The 15,848-nt window shown below is 60.1% G+C and carries 14 protein-coding genes; 7 read left to right on the top strand and 7 right to left on the bottom strand.

Going from position 1 to position 15,848, the window contains the following annotated elements; genetic code table 11:
- The first annotated feature begins 77 nt into the window (after positions 1 to 77).
- Both GIW81_RS10130 and GIW81_RS10125 read left to right on the top strand, forming a co-directional pair.
- Positions 78 to 1,517 (top strand): mannose-1-phosphate guanylyltransferase/mannose-6-phosphate isomerase, encoded by a 1,440-nt coding sequence (locus GIW81_RS10130; protein ID WP_154739074.1) that lies wholly within the window; start codon positions 78 to 80, stop codon positions 1,515 to 1,517.
- Between the two features lie 238 nt (positions 1,518 to 1,755).
- On the top strand, positions 1,756 to 2,670 hold the full coding sequence (locus tag GIW81_RS10125; protein WP_154739073.1) for an FkbM family methyltransferase: 915 nt from the start codon (positions 1,756 to 1,758) through the stop codon (positions 2,668 to 2,670).
- 12 nt (positions 2,671 to 2,682) lie between these two features.
- Here the strand turns inward: GIW81_RS10125 and GIW81_RS10120 are convergent, their stop codons facing one another.
- Complete coding sequence (locus tag GIW81_RS10120) at positions 2,683 to 3,462, bottom strand: DUF3108 domain-containing protein (protein WP_210251925.1); 780 nt, start codon at positions 3,460 to 3,462, stop codon at positions 2,683 to 2,685.
- Between the two features lie 208 nt (positions 3,463 to 3,670).
- Complete coding sequence (locus tag GIW81_RS10115) at positions 3,671 to 4,492, bottom strand: class I SAM-dependent methyltransferase (RefSeq protein ID WP_154739071.1); 822 nt, start codon at positions 4,490 to 4,492, stop codon at positions 3,671 to 3,673.
- Between the two features lie 334 nt (positions 4,493 to 4,826).
- On the opposite strand from GIW81_RS10115, the gene gmd reads away from it, so the two are divergent.
- The 5 genes from gmd to pseC all read left to right on the top strand — a co-directional run bounded on the left by gmd (position 4,827) and on the right by pseC (position 10,612).
- The gene (gene gmd, locus GIW81_RS10110; RefSeq protein ID WP_407658173.1) at positions 4,827 to 5,900 is read left to right on the top strand and encodes a GDP-mannose 4,6-dehydratase; all 1,074 of its coding nucleotides are present in this window, start codon (positions 4,827 to 4,829) and stop codon (positions 5,898 to 5,900) included.
- On the top strand, positions 5,900 to 6,859 hold the full coding sequence (gene fcl, locus GIW81_RS10105; RefSeq protein ID WP_154739069.1) for a GDP-L-fucose synthase: 960 nt from the start codon (positions 5,900 to 5,902) through the stop codon (positions 6,857 to 6,859). The genes gmd and fcl overlap by 1 nt, the downstream gene beginning before the upstream one ends.
- Positions 6,860 to 7,186: 327 nt before the next feature.
- Positions 7,187 to 8,242, top strand: coding sequence for a pseudaminic acid synthase (gene pseI, locus GIW81_RS10100; RefSeq protein WP_154739634.1), 1,056 nt, complete (start codon positions 7,187 to 7,189; stop codon positions 8,240 to 8,242).
- Positions 8,243 to 8,465: 223 nt separating this feature from the next.
- Entirely contained in the window at positions 8,466 to 9,461 is a 996-nt protein-coding gene (gene pseB / locus GIW81_RS10095) for a UDP-N-acetylglucosamine 4,6-dehydratase (inverting) (RefSeq protein ID WP_154739633.1), read from the top strand.
- Positions 9,458 to 10,612: a UDP-4-amino-4,6-dideoxy-N-acetyl-beta-L-altrosamine transaminase gene (gene pseC / locus GIW81_RS10090; protein ID WP_324614964.1), complete on the top strand. Its 1,155-nt coding sequence runs from the start codon at positions 9,458 to 9,460 to the stop codon at positions 10,610 to 10,612. Before pseB ends, pseC begins: the two co-directional genes overlap by 4 nt.
- Before the next feature lie 34 nt (positions 10,613 to 10,646).
- Here the strand turns inward: pseC and GIW81_RS10085 are convergent, their stop codons facing one another.
- From GIW81_RS10085 to hisH, 5 genes are read right to left on the bottom strand one after another with little or no spacing between them, the layout of a single operon-like run.
- Entirely contained in the window at positions 10,647 to 12,137 is a 1,491-nt protein-coding gene (locus GIW81_RS10085) for a capsular polysaccharide export protein, LipB/KpsS family (RefSeq protein WP_154739068.1), read from the bottom strand.
- Positions 12,138 to 12,161: 24 nt separating this feature from the next.
- Positions 12,162 to 13,169, bottom strand: a complete 1,008-nt coding sequence (locus tag GIW81_RS10080) for a class I SAM-dependent methyltransferase (protein WP_154739067.1) — start codon at positions 13,167 to 13,169, stop codon at positions 12,162 to 12,164.
- Positions 13,170 to 13,187: 18 nt separating this feature from the next.
- Positions 13,188 to 14,414, bottom strand: a complete 1,227-nt coding sequence (locus GIW81_RS10075) for an N-acetyl sugar amidotransferase (RefSeq protein WP_210251924.1) — start codon at positions 14,412 to 14,414, stop codon at positions 13,188 to 13,190.
- Positions 14,415 to 14,425: 11 nt separating this feature from the next.
- Positions 14,426 to 15,214 carry an imidazole glycerol phosphate synthase subunit HisF gene (hisF, locus tag GIW81_RS10070; protein ID WP_154739066.1) on the bottom strand — a complete coding sequence of 263 codons (789 nt, stop codon included), beginning with the start codon at positions 15,212 to 15,214 and terminating at the stop codon, positions 14,426 to 14,428.
- The gene (gene hisH, locus GIW81_RS10065; RefSeq protein ID WP_154739065.1) at positions 15,208 to 15,837 is read right to left on the bottom strand and encodes an imidazole glycerol phosphate synthase subunit HisH; all 630 of its coding nucleotides are present in this window, start codon (positions 15,835 to 15,837) and stop codon (positions 15,208 to 15,210) included. The genes hisF and hisH overlap by 7 nt, the downstream gene beginning before the upstream one ends.
- Positions 15,838 to 15,848 lie beyond the last annotated feature (11 nt).

Genomic DNA, 15,848 nt, shown 5'->3' with positions numbered 1-15,848 from the left:
CGGAATGGGCGGGTCGACTGGAAACCAGTCCACAACCGCAGCCTTGCGGCACCCGGCGGGGCGACTAAACTGCCAACATGACTCGTTCGATAATTCCCGTAATTCTGTCAGGTGGTTCCGGCACGCGGCTATGGCCGCTGTCGCGGAGCATGTATCCCAAGCAGTTCATCAAGTTCTTCAACGGCAAGGGTAGCCTGCTCGCAGCTTCCCTGCTCAGGATCGACGGTAGCGCCTTCTCGCCACCCGTCGTCATCTGCAACAACGATCATCGCTTTCTGGTGCGCGAGGAGCTGTCGCGCGCGGCCATCGCGCCCGAAGCGATCATTCTCGAGCCGGTAGCACGCAACACCGCCGCGGCAGTTGCCGTCGCGGCGCTCACGGCAGTCGCAAAATCGCCCGACGCCATCATCGCCGTGATGCCATCGGACCACATCGTCAAGGACACGCAGAATTTCGTCGCCGCTCTGGAGCGCGCGGCAGCGGTGGCGGCAACGGGGAAGCTCGTGCTGTTCGGCATCGCACCGACCAGCCCGCATACCGGCTACGGTTATATCCGTCGCGGCGCCGGGCTCGATGGGCCAGCGGGCGGCTATGCCGTCGACGCGTTCTTCGAGAAGCCCGACAAGGCCACGGCGCAATCCTACCTCGCCGACGGCAACTATTTCTGGAATAGCGGCATCTTCGTGCTGCACGCGCGCACGTTCCTCAACGAGCTGGAGCAGTTGGCGCCGGAGATCCTGGCTGCTGCACGCGCCGCGTTGAGCGATGCGCAGGAGGACCTGGGCTTCCTGCGCCTCGACCGCGACGCGTTCGCGCGCTCGCCGAATATTTCCATCGACTACGCGGTGATGGAGAAGACCGGCAAGGCGGCGATGATGCCCATCGACGTCGGTTGGAGCGACGTGGGATCCTGGTCGTCGCTTTGGGAAAGCGCGCCGCGCGATGAGAAGCTCAACGCCGTCGAGGGCGACGCCATCCTCATCGATACCGAGAACTGCCTGGTGCATAGCGAGCGATCGCTCGTCGCCACCATCGGATTGAATGGCCTCGTCATCGTCGACACGCCGGATGCCCTACTGGTCGCCGACCAGAACCGGGCGCAGGACGTCTCGGCCCTCGTGACGCGGCTCAAGGAGCTCAACCGCAAGGAGTATGCGCAGCACATCAAGAGCTATCGGCCTTGGGGTTTCTTCGAGCAGCTCGGCACCGGGTCGCGCTTCCAGGTCAAGCTGCTGCACGTCAAGCCGGGCGGCCAGCTCTCCATGCAAATGCACCATCACCGCTCCGAGCACTGGGTCGTGGTAAGGGGAACGGCCAAGGTGACCATCAGCGGTGAGGAGAAGCTCGTGCAGGAGAACGAGAGCGTCTACATCACCGCGACGCAATGGCACCGGCTGGAGAACCCTGGAAAGGTGCCGCTGGAGATGATCGAGGTGCAGATCGGCAGCTACCTCGGTGAGGACGACATCATCCGCTCGGACGACGTGTATCACCGGGCGCCGGACGAGACGCGATGAGCGTGAAGCAAGGACTCCTTCACCTTACCCCGTAACCATCGGGCCTACGTTGGGACGGTCTAGGCTGCTCTAAGTGCAGCACGAAGGGAAAGATCTGGAGCGTGGCTGGGTTCCACGGCGCGTCAGCCTTGACGCGGGCCCGTTGGCGGAGGCTGCCGGAAATCTGCGACCTGGAACCCAATGACACGCTGATCGCATAAGCCCTCGAATCTTCACAGTTCCTCGGTAACGGGGGTTCATGACGACAACCGCGCAAGAGCTTTGTCGGCCGTGTTTGTCAGAACTTCAGGCGGATCTCGCTAGCCACCTCCGCGAGACGACCCTGAGTTTTGTCGTCGACCGCGGCCGGACCTATCTGGTGATCCCAGGACACGTTCCGTTCGAATGCCCGCCCTCGCCCTCGCGGAAGACGGGCACCGCATTCTACGAAGAGACATCGACGCTCGTTCTTGACTACCTGCTCAAGCGCCTTCGGCCCACAAGCTGCTTTGATATCGGCGCCAGCGATGGCTACTTCTCGCGCGTTGCCGCGTCGTACCGTGGTTCAGCGCCGCAAGTTGATGCCTTCGAGATGCGCCCCACTGCGGCTGCTGCCATGCGGCGCGCAATGGAGAATGATCAATTTGCTCCGCGCATCAATTTGAACCTGGCCAGTGTCAGCGACAGGGATGCAGAAAGCGTCCAGGTCTGGCTCGCTCGGAGTTTGTTATTCGAGGAGCAGCCTCTGCCCCTACAGTACGAGGAAGCCTGGTGGCGGCGAGCGAAGTTCTGGCTTCGCAACGATCGAAGCCGGGGTCTTTCGACAGTGTGGATGCCTGTAATAAGCATCGATGGCTTTACGAAGCGATCTCGCCGACTGCCCGATATTATCAAGATCGATGTCGAGGGTTATGAGGGCAAAGTGCTGCGCGGGGCACACGATACTCTTCGCTCAGCGCGTCCCTTCATCCTGCTCGAGCTCCACAAGGACGAGAAGCAGCGGTTCGGAATGCGCCGGCAAGACGTCGCCCAGCTGATTTTCGATCATGGCTACGACGCCCTCCTTCTCACCGACCACCAAAACAAGAGCCGGTGCGAGGTGCTTCCGGTGGGTCCGCGCGATGCCTTATTGGGACGGCAGAGAACGGACATGCTGCTATTCGTTCCAAGGTAATCCGTCGCGGAGCTAAATCCCGGACAGGGTGTAGCGCGGCTGGTTCGGCATCGTGATAGCGATCTGTTCGGCACCGAGCACAGCTGTACCTACGGTGGTTGGCACCGTCACGCGCAAAGGAATGACGACGTTGGCCTTGGGGACCGGTCGCATGACGAGCTCGATCGTGCCGGTGACGACCGAGGCGGGTCCCTCGCCGGGCTTGTGACCCGAGATCGGTACCAGGCGCACGCGGCAGACGTGGTCGGAGCCGGCGCGGCGCAGCGGAGTGAAAACGACATCGAACCGTTGCTTGCCGTCGTAGATCGCCAAGCGCCGGTCGCACGGCTTGGCTAGGTTGCCGAGCGACAGTGACATCACCGCACTCAGCGGGTCGAGTACATCGCGTAGGTGAGCCGGAAGAACCGGCACCGCCCGGCTTGATGGCGCGTCGGGCGGCACGAACGTCACCTCGCTTGCGCCAGTCGCATTGAAGGCGATGTTCGTGGTTCTCTGCTTTTTCTTTCCAAGCAGCGCCTTCTGCTTGTAGCCGTAGGAATGGGCAGAAGGCAGGACGCTGTCAGCCCTTAACATGCCGGCACTGGTCATTTGGGCTTTGTAACTGAAGACAGTCGCGCTCACCTTCGCGTCGGCGTTGAGCGTGTATCTGCCGTCGGACAGATCCGACTTGAAGTGAAACTTTCCGATATTGCCAAGAACAGTAAAGTCGATGCGGTAGTGGGCCTCGACACTGTCGGGCAGGATCTTCAGGTCGCGGGCAAGCGATGCCCCATTGGCGAAGAGAAGAAGCACCGCAAGGAGTGCAAGCCTGCACCCGCCTCGTTGCGCACATGAATGAAATCTGCCCATCCCTTCCCCAATCAAAACTCGTATTGAGCGGATAGGCCAAGAAATTTGCGGCCAACTTGCGACAGGATGATCTCGCCGCGGCGTGGACGAGCAGTTGACGAGTGGGGACGGCGGCCCGGGATCGCCGATTGCAGGAAGGGTAGCGTGCGGTCTAGTCCCCTTGTGTGGGGTCGCCACCAACCTTTGCCGGCGGGCGACTATACTTGGCGGGGTCGTATATCCTGAGGATGAAGTCCATATCCACTTGTGGGCCGTCTGCTGCCGTGCGCAACCAAGGCTGCAATTCTCCTCCCCTCCTGATTACGAACGAAAACAGGTTGCCCTGTCGGGGGAACACGACTTCGGCGAAGCCGGTGGCTAAAGCGGCGATCTGTCCAAGCAACCTCAAGAAAGGTCGTTTTGACATTGAGAGCCGCTGCAAGGGAATCGCATAGCCGTAAGAGTATTCGATGACCGGCTTCTCGTGCGGAGCGTAAGCGCGCACCGTCTTCTCAACCTCGCGCTCCGTCCACCGAAAAACGTAGTTGGGGATGTGGGTATTGCGATATCCGCCATACCGGCCATCGCTGAGAGCAGCCGGCTCAAGCTCATAGGTCGCCGCTAATCCAAGGCGTGCAGTGAAACGCAACAATGCGCTATCGCGAGATTCAATAACCACGACGCCTTTTCGGGCCACGCGCATCATTTCACACAGAGCGCGGTGAGGGCTCGCACAATGGTGAAGGCCGGCGTGGACTACGCACCAATCAAAGCAGGCATCAGCGAGCGTCAGCGCTTCAGCATCCTGCCGTTGCCATTCGAAAGGCTTGTAGTCCGTGACGTCGTCATGGAAATCAACATTTGAGATGACGGCGTTGTCGATGCCTGCGTTCAACAGGACGGCCCGATCATAGGGACCGCCGCAAACTACGAGCACGGTATCGCCTGGCCTTATCCCTGCTTTGTGGATCGAGCTGGCGTAGAGCTTGGACACGTTAGGAATTCTTTCGGCCTGATGTGTGGTGCGACTGGGTTTTACTACGATAGTCGGTCCAGGCTAAACAACATCGTCAAGTTGCCGTCGATCGGATCGTCTCCGCTCAACGCCGCGTCGCAACCTCTCAATAAACGTCTAGGCGGTGATCTCAGTCGGTGTGCGGGCGGGTGAGGCACGGGCCGGTTGCGGTTCCGGGCGGGCTTTTGGGCATCGGCCCTCTGGGCGGTTCCGGGCCAGCATGTTCCTTGTGGCCGGATAGCGGCATAGCGGTTGCGCACCTGGGGGTCTGGCAAGTATGTGTGGCGGGAATCGTCGCTTGCGAGGACCGAGCTTGCCCCAGAAAATAGCCCTAATTACCGGTGTCACGGGCCAAGATGGCGCGCACCTAGCGCGGCTGCTGCTCGACAAGGGCTACGTCGTGCATGGCGTAAAGCGCCGCTCATCGTCGTTCAACACCGCGCGCGTCGATGACCTGTATGTCGATCCGCATGAGCACGCGACCCGCTTCTTCATGCATTACGGCGATCTGACGGACGCCACCAACCTCATTCGGCTCATCCAGGAGATCCAGCCGGACGAGCTCTATAACCTCGCCGCTCAGAGCCACGTGCAGGTGAGTTTCGAGACGCCGGAATACACGGCCAACTCCGACGCGCTGGGGACGCTGCGGCTGCTCGAGGCGATCCGCATCCTGAAGCTCGAGGGCAAGACGCGCTTTTATCAGGCGTCGACGTCGGAACTCTACGGCAAGGTGCAGGAAACGCCGCAGCGGGAGTCGACGCCCTTCTACCCGCGCTCTCCCTACGGTGTCGCCAAGCTCTATGCGTACTGGATCACCGTGAACTATCGCGAAGCCTACGGCATCTACGCCGCGAACGGCATCCTCTTCAATCACGAGGGTCCCATGCGCGGCGAGACGTTCGTGACCCGCAAGATCACGCGCGCCGTCGCCGCCATCGAGCGCGGGCGCCAGGAGCGGCTCTACCTCGGCAATCTCAATGCCAAACGCGACTGGGGGCATGCGCGGGATTTCGTCGAAGGCATGTGGATGATCCTGCAGCAGCCCGAGCCTGATGACTACGTGCTGGCGACGGGAGAAACACGTTCGGTGCGCGAGTTCGTCGAGCGCGCGTTCGCCTGCGTCGACCGGCGCATCGTCTGGCGCGGCGAGGGCGTCGACGAGGTGGGCGTGGACGAGAAGAGTGGCAAAGTCCTCGTGGCCGTCGATCCCAACTACTTCCGGCCGACGGAGGTGGACCTGCTGCTCGGCGATGCCACGAAGGCCAGAACCAAGCTCGGCTGGGAGGCCAAGACGACGTTCGACGAGCTGGTGGTCGAGATGGTTGAGAGCGATTTGCGCGCTATAGAGTTCGAAAAGCCGCGCAACGACCCGACGGCGCGCTGATGCAAGGTGAAGGCAAAGACACCGGCGACTACAGTCTAAAGGGCAAGCGCGTATGGGTGGCAGGGCATCGGGGCATGGTCGGTGCGGCCCTGGTCCGGCGCCTTGCCGGCGAGGGCTGTGAGATCCTCGTCGCCGACCGGAGCGACGCGGATCTGCGCCGCCAGGGGGACGTCGAGCGGTGGATGAAGGCAAACGCGCCCGACGCCGTGTTCGTTGCCGCCGCCAAGGTCGGGGGCATTCTCGCCAACGACACTCATCCGGCGGATTTCCTCTACGACAACCTGATGATCGAGGCCAACATCATCCACGCGGCCTTTGAAGCGCCCGTCGAGAAACTCTTGTTCCTGGGGTCGTCCTGCATTTATCCGAAGCTCGCGCCGCAGCCCATTGCCGAGGATGCACTGCTCACCGGTCCGCTCGAGCCGACTAACGAGTGGTATGCAATCGCCAAGATAGCCGGCATCAAGTTGTGCCAGGCCTATCGCAAGCAGCACGGTCGCGATTTCGTCTCCGCCATGCCGACCAATCTCTACGGCCCGGGCGACAACTACGATCTCACTTCGAGTCACGTCATTCCGGCGCTGATCCGCAAGGCGCACGAGGCCAATGAGCGGGGCGACAAGGAGATGGTGATCTGGGGCAGCGGCACGCCGCGGCGGGAATTCCTGCACGTCAACGACTGCGCCGACGCCCTGGTGCTGATCATGCAGCGCTACTCGGACGACGAGCACATCAATGTCGGATCGGGAGAGGACCTGACGATTGGCGAGCTGGCGCGCGTCGTTTGTGACGTCGTGGGTTTCAAGGGCGAGATCACTAACGATCTTTCGAAGCCCGACGGCACGCCGCGCAAGCTCATGAGCGGCGACAAGTTGCGCGCGCTCGGTTGGCGCCCGCGCATCGGTTTGCGGGAGGGCCTGAGAGACGCCTACAGCGCTCTGCTAGACACCTATTCCTGAACGGTTACGCGTCACGTGTCGCACTGAGCGGGTTCCAAAATGGACGCGGTGGACAGTAGTCCTAGCCAAATTGAGAGCTGACGACGCCACGGCAATGCCCTCAACCCCACTCACCGCCCGTCTAGCACCCGGCTCCTTGCTTATCTTGCCGCCAACATCTGATTTGCCCTACGCTCTACCGCGCCGGATCCGATGCCGGCTCCATTGCTGTTGCCGTGGATCGCAATCAGGAGCCGGGCTCGTCGGGCCTGCATGCGCGCGGAGCTTCTTCGACTTGTTCGGCGAGCGATTCGAGATAATCCTGCGCAAGAAAACTAGGTGCTCGAAATGACCACTGGATCGATTGTGATCGAGTCGGCGCGGATAGGTGCCGGCCATCCCCCTTTTGTCATCGCCGAGATGTCCGGCAATCACAAGGGCTCACTGGATCGTGCGCTGTTGCTGGTCGATGCGGCGGCCGCGAGCGGCGCTCATGCGGTAAAACTGCAGACCTATACCGCCGACACCCTCACAATCGACGTCAATGCGTCTGACTTCGTCGTCAAAGGCAATACCCCGTGGTCGGGTCGAACGCTGCACGACCTGTACCAAGAGGCCCATACGCCATGGGAGTGGCACGGGCCTATCATGCAACGTGCCCGTCAGCACGGACTCGTGGTCTTCTCGACGCCGTTCGACGAGACAGCCGTCGATTTCCTTGAGGCGCTAGATGTGCCGGCCTACAAGATTGCCTCCTTCGAAAACGTGCACCTGCCGCTGATTGCCAGAGTCGCCGCCACCGGCAAGCCGGTCATTATCTCGACGGGGATGGCGACGATCGGAGAGATCCATGACGCTGTCACTGCAGCGAGGTCGTCAGGCTGCAGGGATCTGGTGCTGCTCAAGTGCACCAGCACCTACCCGGCAACCCCGGCCGACTCGAACCTTCTTTCCATTCCGGAGCTGAAAACGGCGTTTCAATGCGAGGTCGGCCTATCGGATCACACGCTAGGTATCGGAGTGTCGGTCGCCGCGGTTGCGCTCGGTGCTTCCGTCATCGAAAAGCACCTAACCTTGTCGCGGGCCGAAGGCGGCGTGGACGCCGCGTTTTCGCTAGAGCCTGCCGAACTCGCGCAGCTGGTCCGTGAGACACGCCAGGCGTTCGAATCGCTTGGAAAGGTGTTTTTCGGACCCAGTGCCAACGAGGTGTCGTCGCTGGCGTACCGGCGTTCGCTCTACGTGGCCGAGGACATGCGATCGGGAGATGTGTTCTCGACGCGCAACCTTCGCATCATCCGGCCCGGCTTCGGCTTGCCGCCGAAATTCTACAACGTCGTGCTTGGCGCCCGCGCGAAGCGCGATCTGGCAAAAGGTACGGCCGTTTCGTGGGACGTCGTCCTCTAAGCGTCGTAATTAAGCAAGTATTCGAATCGATTGAACAACACGAGCGATTGCCATAAACGTCACCTCCGACGGGACTACCGTCGAATCTTGTACTCGGTCCCAACCTTTCCCTAGGGCTGGAATAAGTGTCGATCTCGACCGCCGCATCCCGCTCGATGCTGCGACAGCTCACGTTTGGCCCTGATCAAGGCAGAGAACAACGCCGGTGAATCCAACGATCGATATGTTCAACGACAAGGTCGTCCTCGTGACCGGGGGCACAGGGTCCTTCGGCCGGGAGTTGACCAAAACGTTGCTGCGGGAGGGGCGTCCGAGAAAGATCGTGATCCTTTCGCGTGACGAGCTGAAGCAATTTGAGATGGCGAGCGAGCTGTCTTCGCCCATCGTCCGTTTCCTCATTGGAGACGTGCGCGAGCGCGACCGGCTGGTCAGAGCCTTCGATGGCGTGGACTACGTCATTCACGCAGCGGCGCTGAAGCACGTCCCCATCGCCGAGTACAATCCCCTCGAATGCATCAAGACCAATATCCACGGGGCGGAGAATGTCATCTATGCCGCTCTGGAAACAGGGGTATCCAAGGTTATTGCGCTGTCAACCGACAAGGCGGCCAATCCGATCAACTTGTACGGTGCGACGAAATTGGCATCGGATAAGCTTTTCACCGCCGCCAACAATATGGTCGGGCCGCGCAATACGCGGTTCGCGGTCGTGCGATATGGAAACGTCGTCGGTTCGCGCGGATCGGTCGTGCCGCTTTTCAGAAAGCACCTCAGCGAAGGCGCAAAAGCTCTTCCTATCACCGACCCGAGGATGACCCGCTTTTGGATCACCCTGCCGCAGGGTGTGGAGGTCGTGCTGAAGTCCTTTGCACGCATGTACGGAGGCGAGATTTTCGTGCCGCGCATTCCGTCGGCTCGGGTCGTGGACCTAGCCTTGGCCATTGCCCCAGACGCGGAGCAGACCCTTGTTGGCATCCGGCCCGGCGAGAAGCTTCACGAAGTTATGTGCCCGCGGGACGATTCACATTTGACCCTCGAATTCCGCGATCATTTCGTCATTCAGCCAAGCATCGTGTTCCAGGAACATCCCAATTACGTTCAAAACGCGCTAGGCGAGGAGGGTCGCCCCGTCGAGGCAGATTTCGAGTACAATTCTGGAACCAATCCTGACGTGCTGTCGGTCGCGCAAATCCGCGAGTTGCTAGAGGGCGTTCAGTGATTCCGTACGGGAGGCAGGATATCGACGAGGCGGATATAGACGCCGTTGTCAAAGTCCTGCGGTCAGACTGGCTCACCCAAGGGCCGTCGATTCAAGAGTTCGAGACGACGTTCGCGGTGTACTGCGGTGCTGCTCATGCTGTCGCTGTCTCCAGCGCGACTGCGGGCCTGCATCTGGCAGTGAAGGCCCTCGGTCTGAAGAGCGGCGGCCTGCTTTGGACGGTGCCCAATACGTTTGTGGCCACTGCGAATGTCGCTTTGTACTGTGGCGCCGATGTCGATTTCGTCGATATCGATCCAAACACGTATTGCATATCAGTTCAGCGGCTGCGCGAGAGGCTCGCTGCGGTCAGAGCAAGCGGTGGCCGGTTGCCGGATATTGTCACCGTCGTTCATTTCGCCGGTCAGCCGTGCGAGATGCAGGAGATTAGAAGGCTGGCGAAGGAGTTCGGCTTCCGGGTGATCGAGGACGCGTCCCATGCCGTCGGTGCGGAATATATGTCGCGCAAGGTGGGGAGTTGCGACCACTCCGATCTCTGTGTTTTTAGCTTTCATCCGGTCAAGATCGTGACGACTGGGGAAGGTGGGATGGTCACAACGAGCGACCCATTCCTGGCGACCGCGTTGGCGGAGCTGCGTACGCACGGTATCACCCGCGATCCCCAACGAATGGAGAGCGCGAGCCAGGGTGCGTGGTACTACGAGATGCTCGAGCTCGGATTCAACTACCGCATTACGGACATGCAGGCCGCCCTTGGTTGCAGCCAGATGCGGCGGCTCGATGATTTCGTGGCGCGCCGAAGGAAGCTGGCGGCGACCTACAATCGCGAGTTGGCCGATTTGCCGATAAGGCTGCCCTACCAGCATCCCGATGGAAACTCCTCGTTCCATCTCTACCCCATCGTTGTCGAAGCGGAGCAGCGCGCGCGCATCTTTGCCGAGCTTCGATCTCGCGGCATTGGAGTGAATGTCCACTATATCCCCGTGTACACGCAGCCGGTCTATCGCCGGCTTGGGTTCGAGATCGGCTACTGCCCGTCGGCAGAGGCGTACTACGCCGGAGCGATATCGTTGCCCCTCTTCTCTCGAATGTCTGACGATGAGCAGAACGTCGTGATGGCTGCGGTTCGCGACGTTGTGCTGCACTCCTAGAATGCACCATCGGAGGAGATGGCTGCTGCGGAAGTCAGATTGAGTGGCTGGCGGACGACCGAGGCACGGCCCGGAGACCACGTCTGATCATTCTCTTAGCTTCGGCGACGTTCTCGTCGAAATCGAATGGCACACCAGCAATTCGGGCATCTTCTTCATTCAAAGACAACCGCGAGCAATTGGCCATGAAGCCTTCGAGAAAGCCCCTGATCATATCGTCCGTGATCACGACACCGCCGAGCATTTGCGTGATCGCCCGCGCGCAGTCTTCGTCGGACTCGACCTTGAGAACGCCTGGTGCATCTTGGTACCATGCCTCCCCGAACACCATCGCCGGCTTCTTCCTCACCACAGCTTCCCAGCCCACGGTACCGTTTACGCTGGCGACGCACATTGAGCCATCCAACAGCTCGAAGTGATCGGCTTCAAATGGAGCAAACGTCACGCCCTGTATTCTCGCGAGGCGTCCATAGTAATTCTTGTCTCTGCCAATGTGATTGTAGTGACTGAAATTTACGAACTGGACCGGGTGCTCTTTCACGACAATCGCGTAATCCGCCGGAAGGAACTTGGCGATCATGGCAACAGCCAGGTACTGGTCGACGAACCTGCGGCCAAGCGGGCTCGTGGTGCTTTCAGGTTGGAAGTTCAGCAAAAAATAAACGTAGCGTCTCGGCTTCTTGAACGCGCTTGCCCGCACGGCGTATTCCAATTTTATTGCACTCCACTCCGCCCCGTTTAGCCTGTGCTGCGCAAACTCCTTGATCTTCTCCATCTGGAACTCGGCGAGCAACGCCAGCCCGGCGCGTCCCATGTTGAGCACCCGGCCAGCGAGGGTCTTTAGGTTGCCCAACCTCGGCCTACTCTGTTCGGCTTCGCTTTCGAAATTATGCAGAATCTCTTTGGCGTCCGTCGGAATTGCTGTCGCGTAATCCTTCTGAAGCTTTGCGACGTAGTCGTCGACCGCCGCAGAGTGCGCGAGCGTCCCGTCACTGCCAGAGGGAATTATGCCACTCGGGCTAAAGTCCACGCCGAGGAAGCATATGCCCGGAAGCCGGGTGTAGTTGAATATCAACGTTCGTATGTCTCGGCTCTTGCAAATCGCATACAGAACGAAGTCCGAAACCTCGTGGGGCGCGCTGCCGAACAGAACGGCGTCTGGCTTCTTTGCTTCGAGCGTCGCGGCCCAGTAGCAGAGGAGATAATGGTAGAGAAATCGCCTCTGGGCATGCGTCTGGTTCTTTAGGGGATCAACCCGATCCATCATTTGGTAGATGTACTTTTCCGCCGGCGCGGCGCTTTCAAGCAGATTCACGGACAGATATCTGAGATCGACGCCTTCGAAGGTCCCGTTCAGGCCAGACTGGAGGAGCAACGCGTGGTCGATGTGTTCCCAGCCTTCATACTCTCCGTGCGGCGCGCCGAAGGTGGCCAAGATCGTTTCCTCGACATCGCCCTCACGCTCTAGGGCGCTGACTGCTTCGGTGAGGACGCGCAACGACGAGGAGAGCAGTAGTTTCGTCATTCAGAGTTCGATCTCCGGCGGCACTTAGGTGGAAACGGGCTTCCGGCCAATCAGGGTCAAGTGTCCCGAGAATTGATTTTCGGCCAAGAACCGCTGGAAAGCTGCGCCGAGACGGTCCCACTCATCGATCAGGACGCGCTGCAAGAAACGGTCGCCTGCGAGACTGAAATCCCCCGAGAGGACTCTCTTCCGAACGATCTCGGCGTCGAGTTCACCTGGGGTCGATGTTTCGAGGACGTCGAACCCGCAACGTTGCGCGAGATGGGAGAGGGAAGCAGGATGGAAATAATTCAGGTGCTCGACATCCACCGCGCTCGCGTTCTCCTGCAAAACCTCGATGTCGAAGCCGCGCGAGTTGGGGCAGGAGAGCATTACAATGCCGCCGGGCCGCAGCACGCTGTAGCAAGCTCTTAGGTACTCTAATGGCGAAAAGAGATGCTCAATCACCTCGAAGCTCGCCACGACATCGGCCTGGTATTTGGAGAGGTCGATGTGCTCGACTGGCTTCTCCACAACCTCGAACCCCTTCGCGCGACACGTCGCGGCAAGACCGGGCGTCGGCTCGACGAGAACCAGACGATCGAATATCTGGAGGTCGCGCACGCAGTCGGCGAACGTCCCAAATCCCGCGCCGACCTCGATCAGCATCCCACGGCCGACATCATATTTGCGGCACGCCTCCGCTAGGCGTTTGGCCCGCGGCCGAAAAATCTTCTCCCGCCGGGCATTCTCCGAAGCCGGGAAAATATACTGGTTCCAGTAGGCGTAGTTCTCCGAATTGGCGTAGTACCAGTCCAGGACCGATGGGGGCGGACGCGGCGACACATAGAGCGTACCGCATCGCGTGCAATCGACGTACGACATGCCGTACTTGCCGAAACGAGGCTCGAACTCCTCGCCACCACAGGCGGGGCAAGGCGCGACGACAAACTCGCCCTTCCGCTCGTTCAGCCGGCGAACATCGTTCGCAAACCGCTCCGCCTGTCCGGCCATCAGATCGTCGGGCCGGATCTCGTTTTCGGTCAGGGCCATGGCGTCACGTTCCCAAGCTTATGCGACGTGCGCCTTGCCATACTGGCTCGGCTCGCCCCAGACGTTGTCTTTCACCCAGTAACCATCCTCTATGCGCCACACGCGCGGGTCGCGGAAAGTATCGCAGACGCGATCAAACTCCTCCTCGCTCATGTCCACATAAGTCAGCCAGCGCTCGAGGTCTCGGCGCGGCTTCACATGATCGTATTTGCGCACCATGGCAATGCCTTCATCTCGGGTCATGCGCCCCGAACGGATATCTTTGCACGAGTGATCGGTCGCGCGCCCATACCCGAATTTGACGAACTTCAGATAATCGTGAATTCCGTTCTCATGCATGTCGTCGAGGTTCGAGGCGAGGCGATAGGTGCGCTCAAAGGGAACTTCGGAGGCTTTCCAGTCGTACTTGGCCGCCACGAGCTCCGCATTGCTGTTGCCGTCCCAATTGACGAAGTTGCCAAGGTAGATACCCCGCACTCCAATGCTGTCGATTTCTTCGTCTGAAGGATATTTTGCCCAAAGCAGGTCTTTGGCAGTCAAGCCCTCCTTGGCTTCGGGTCTACCCAGTTTCTCGAGCCCCTCGTCGGTGAAGTCATACCAATCATACCCGCGAAGGAGATGCTCAAGACGGTGTTTTGCGGTGAACTCCACAAAATCGTTCAGCGAGTACATTCCCCCAAGATCGAGGAAACCGTGCTCGCCCCACATGATGAGTGGAACCTTGTAGCGGAGCGCCACCTGGATCGGAGCGCTGAAAATACCGCAATGTGCATGCCAATTCATATCGCCTTGAATTCTGAACCCAAGACGATTCATCTTTTTAAGCGCTTCCACCGACGGGCGAACGATGATGTGATCCGCATCGAAAACCTCCCGCATCCGCTGCAGATTGTACTCGCCTTCGGGCAAGTAGTTGTTGCCATGATATGTGACGAGCAGCGCCTTGAGGCCGAGCTCCTTGGTGGCGACGTGCGTCTGGTAGTAGCTGTCTTTGCCGCCACTGACCGGAATGACGATATCGTAGTTGGAACTCGTCCGATATTCGTCTACGAGTTCCCTCAATAGGCGCCCTCGTTTGTCCCAATCTATTGTAGCCTTGGTGTCGGATACGCGGCACCCCGAGCAGACCCCCTTGTCATCGAACGTCAACGGCACTGCCGACATGCCTGGCACAACGCATCGCGAGCAGTACTTCATCGGATTGATCCCCAAAGATCGGCTGAAGGCAGCGTCTGCAGCGGTCATACCGGCACCTTTCAGATACGCACGTTGAAGCCGGCCCTGACGAGGGCCCGCTTTCCCCCGCGGTCCGCCATTTCCTTGAAATGCCAGATGTTGGCGGCCGCCACGGCGGCAGCACCTGAGCGCAGGCCATCCGCGTAGTCTTCGTAGCGGCCAACGCCGCTGCAGGCAATCAACGGTATGCGAACTGCGCCAGCGACCGCACGAATTAGGTCGAGGTCGTAACCGTCGCCTGTTCCATCGCGATTGATGCTCTGGAGGAGGATCTCGCCGGCGCCAAGCCTCTCCGCTTCGATCGCCCAATCGACTGGATCCCGCCCCGTCGGCGTCCGACCGCAGTCGATGAACACCTCCCATCGGCCGTCGCCGTGACGCAGCACATCGATGCTTACGACGATGGCCTGCTTGCCGAATCGTATCGAAGCCTGCGCGATCAACTCGGGGGTGCGGAGTGCTTGCGAGTTGACGGCTACCTTGTCGGCGCCGTGAGCGAACGCGGAAGCCATGTCATCGAGCGTCCGGATACGCCCGCCCCACGTCAAGGGTATGAAGCAGGTGCGGCTCACGGCTTCCTGGATACGGGTAATGGTGTTCAGGTGACGCACCTTCTGGTCGTCGCGACGAAGGTCGTATTCATCCGATCTGCTGATGTCGAGATAGATCAGCTCGTCGACTCCCCAATGATTGAACCGCTCGGCCTCGTGGACCGGGTTGCCGATAATTTGGTGGATGTTGAAGAGCTCGCTGCGCACGAGATGCCCATTCTGCAGCAGGAGAACCGGAATAAGGCGCGGCTTCAGCATACGCCGGCGCTCTTGAACCAGTTGCCCAACAGCGCCAGGCCGTTCTTGTGGCTCTTCTCGGGGTGGAATTGGGTGGCCCAGATATTCTCGTGCTGAACACTGGCAACGAAACGAGCGCCGTGCTCGCATTCGCCGCTCACGACGGTCGGATCGTCCGGCACCAGCACGTAGCTATGCACGAAATAGAAATCGGCTTCCTTTGACGTCCCGGCGTACATTCCATCGCTCTTGGTGAAGTGCACAGTATTCCACCCGATGTGCGGCAGGCGTACATCCGGTAGCCCCGCAGGCACGTCCATGAGCGTCACCACCCCTTTTATCCAGCCGAGGCCCTCATGGTCGCCATGTTCCGTCCCCTGCGACGCGAACATCTGCATGCCGAGGCAAATTCCAAGCACCGGTTTCCGGCACTCGATCACCTCTCGGTTCAGGACGCGAACGAGATCGCGCTCCCGAAGGGCCTTCATGCCGTCGGGAAAGGCGCCTACGCCGGGGAGGATCAGTCCATTGGCTGCGGCCAGCCGCTCGGGATCGCTCGTGACTTCGGTCGTAACCCCAAGGCTCTCGCAGGCGTTGAGAACCGAGCGGACATTGCCCATGCCGTAGTCGATGATCGCGATCATATTTAGGAACC

It is taken from the genome of Hyphomicrobium album, assembly GCF_009708035.1.
GTDB classification, from domain to species: Bacteria; Pseudomonadota; Alphaproteobacteria; order Rhizobiales; family Hyphomicrobiaceae; genus Hyphomicrobium_A; species Hyphomicrobium_A album.
The sequence above is the reverse complement of the archived record's forward strand: the minus strand, read 5'-3'. Positions and strand labels throughout refer to the sequence as shown.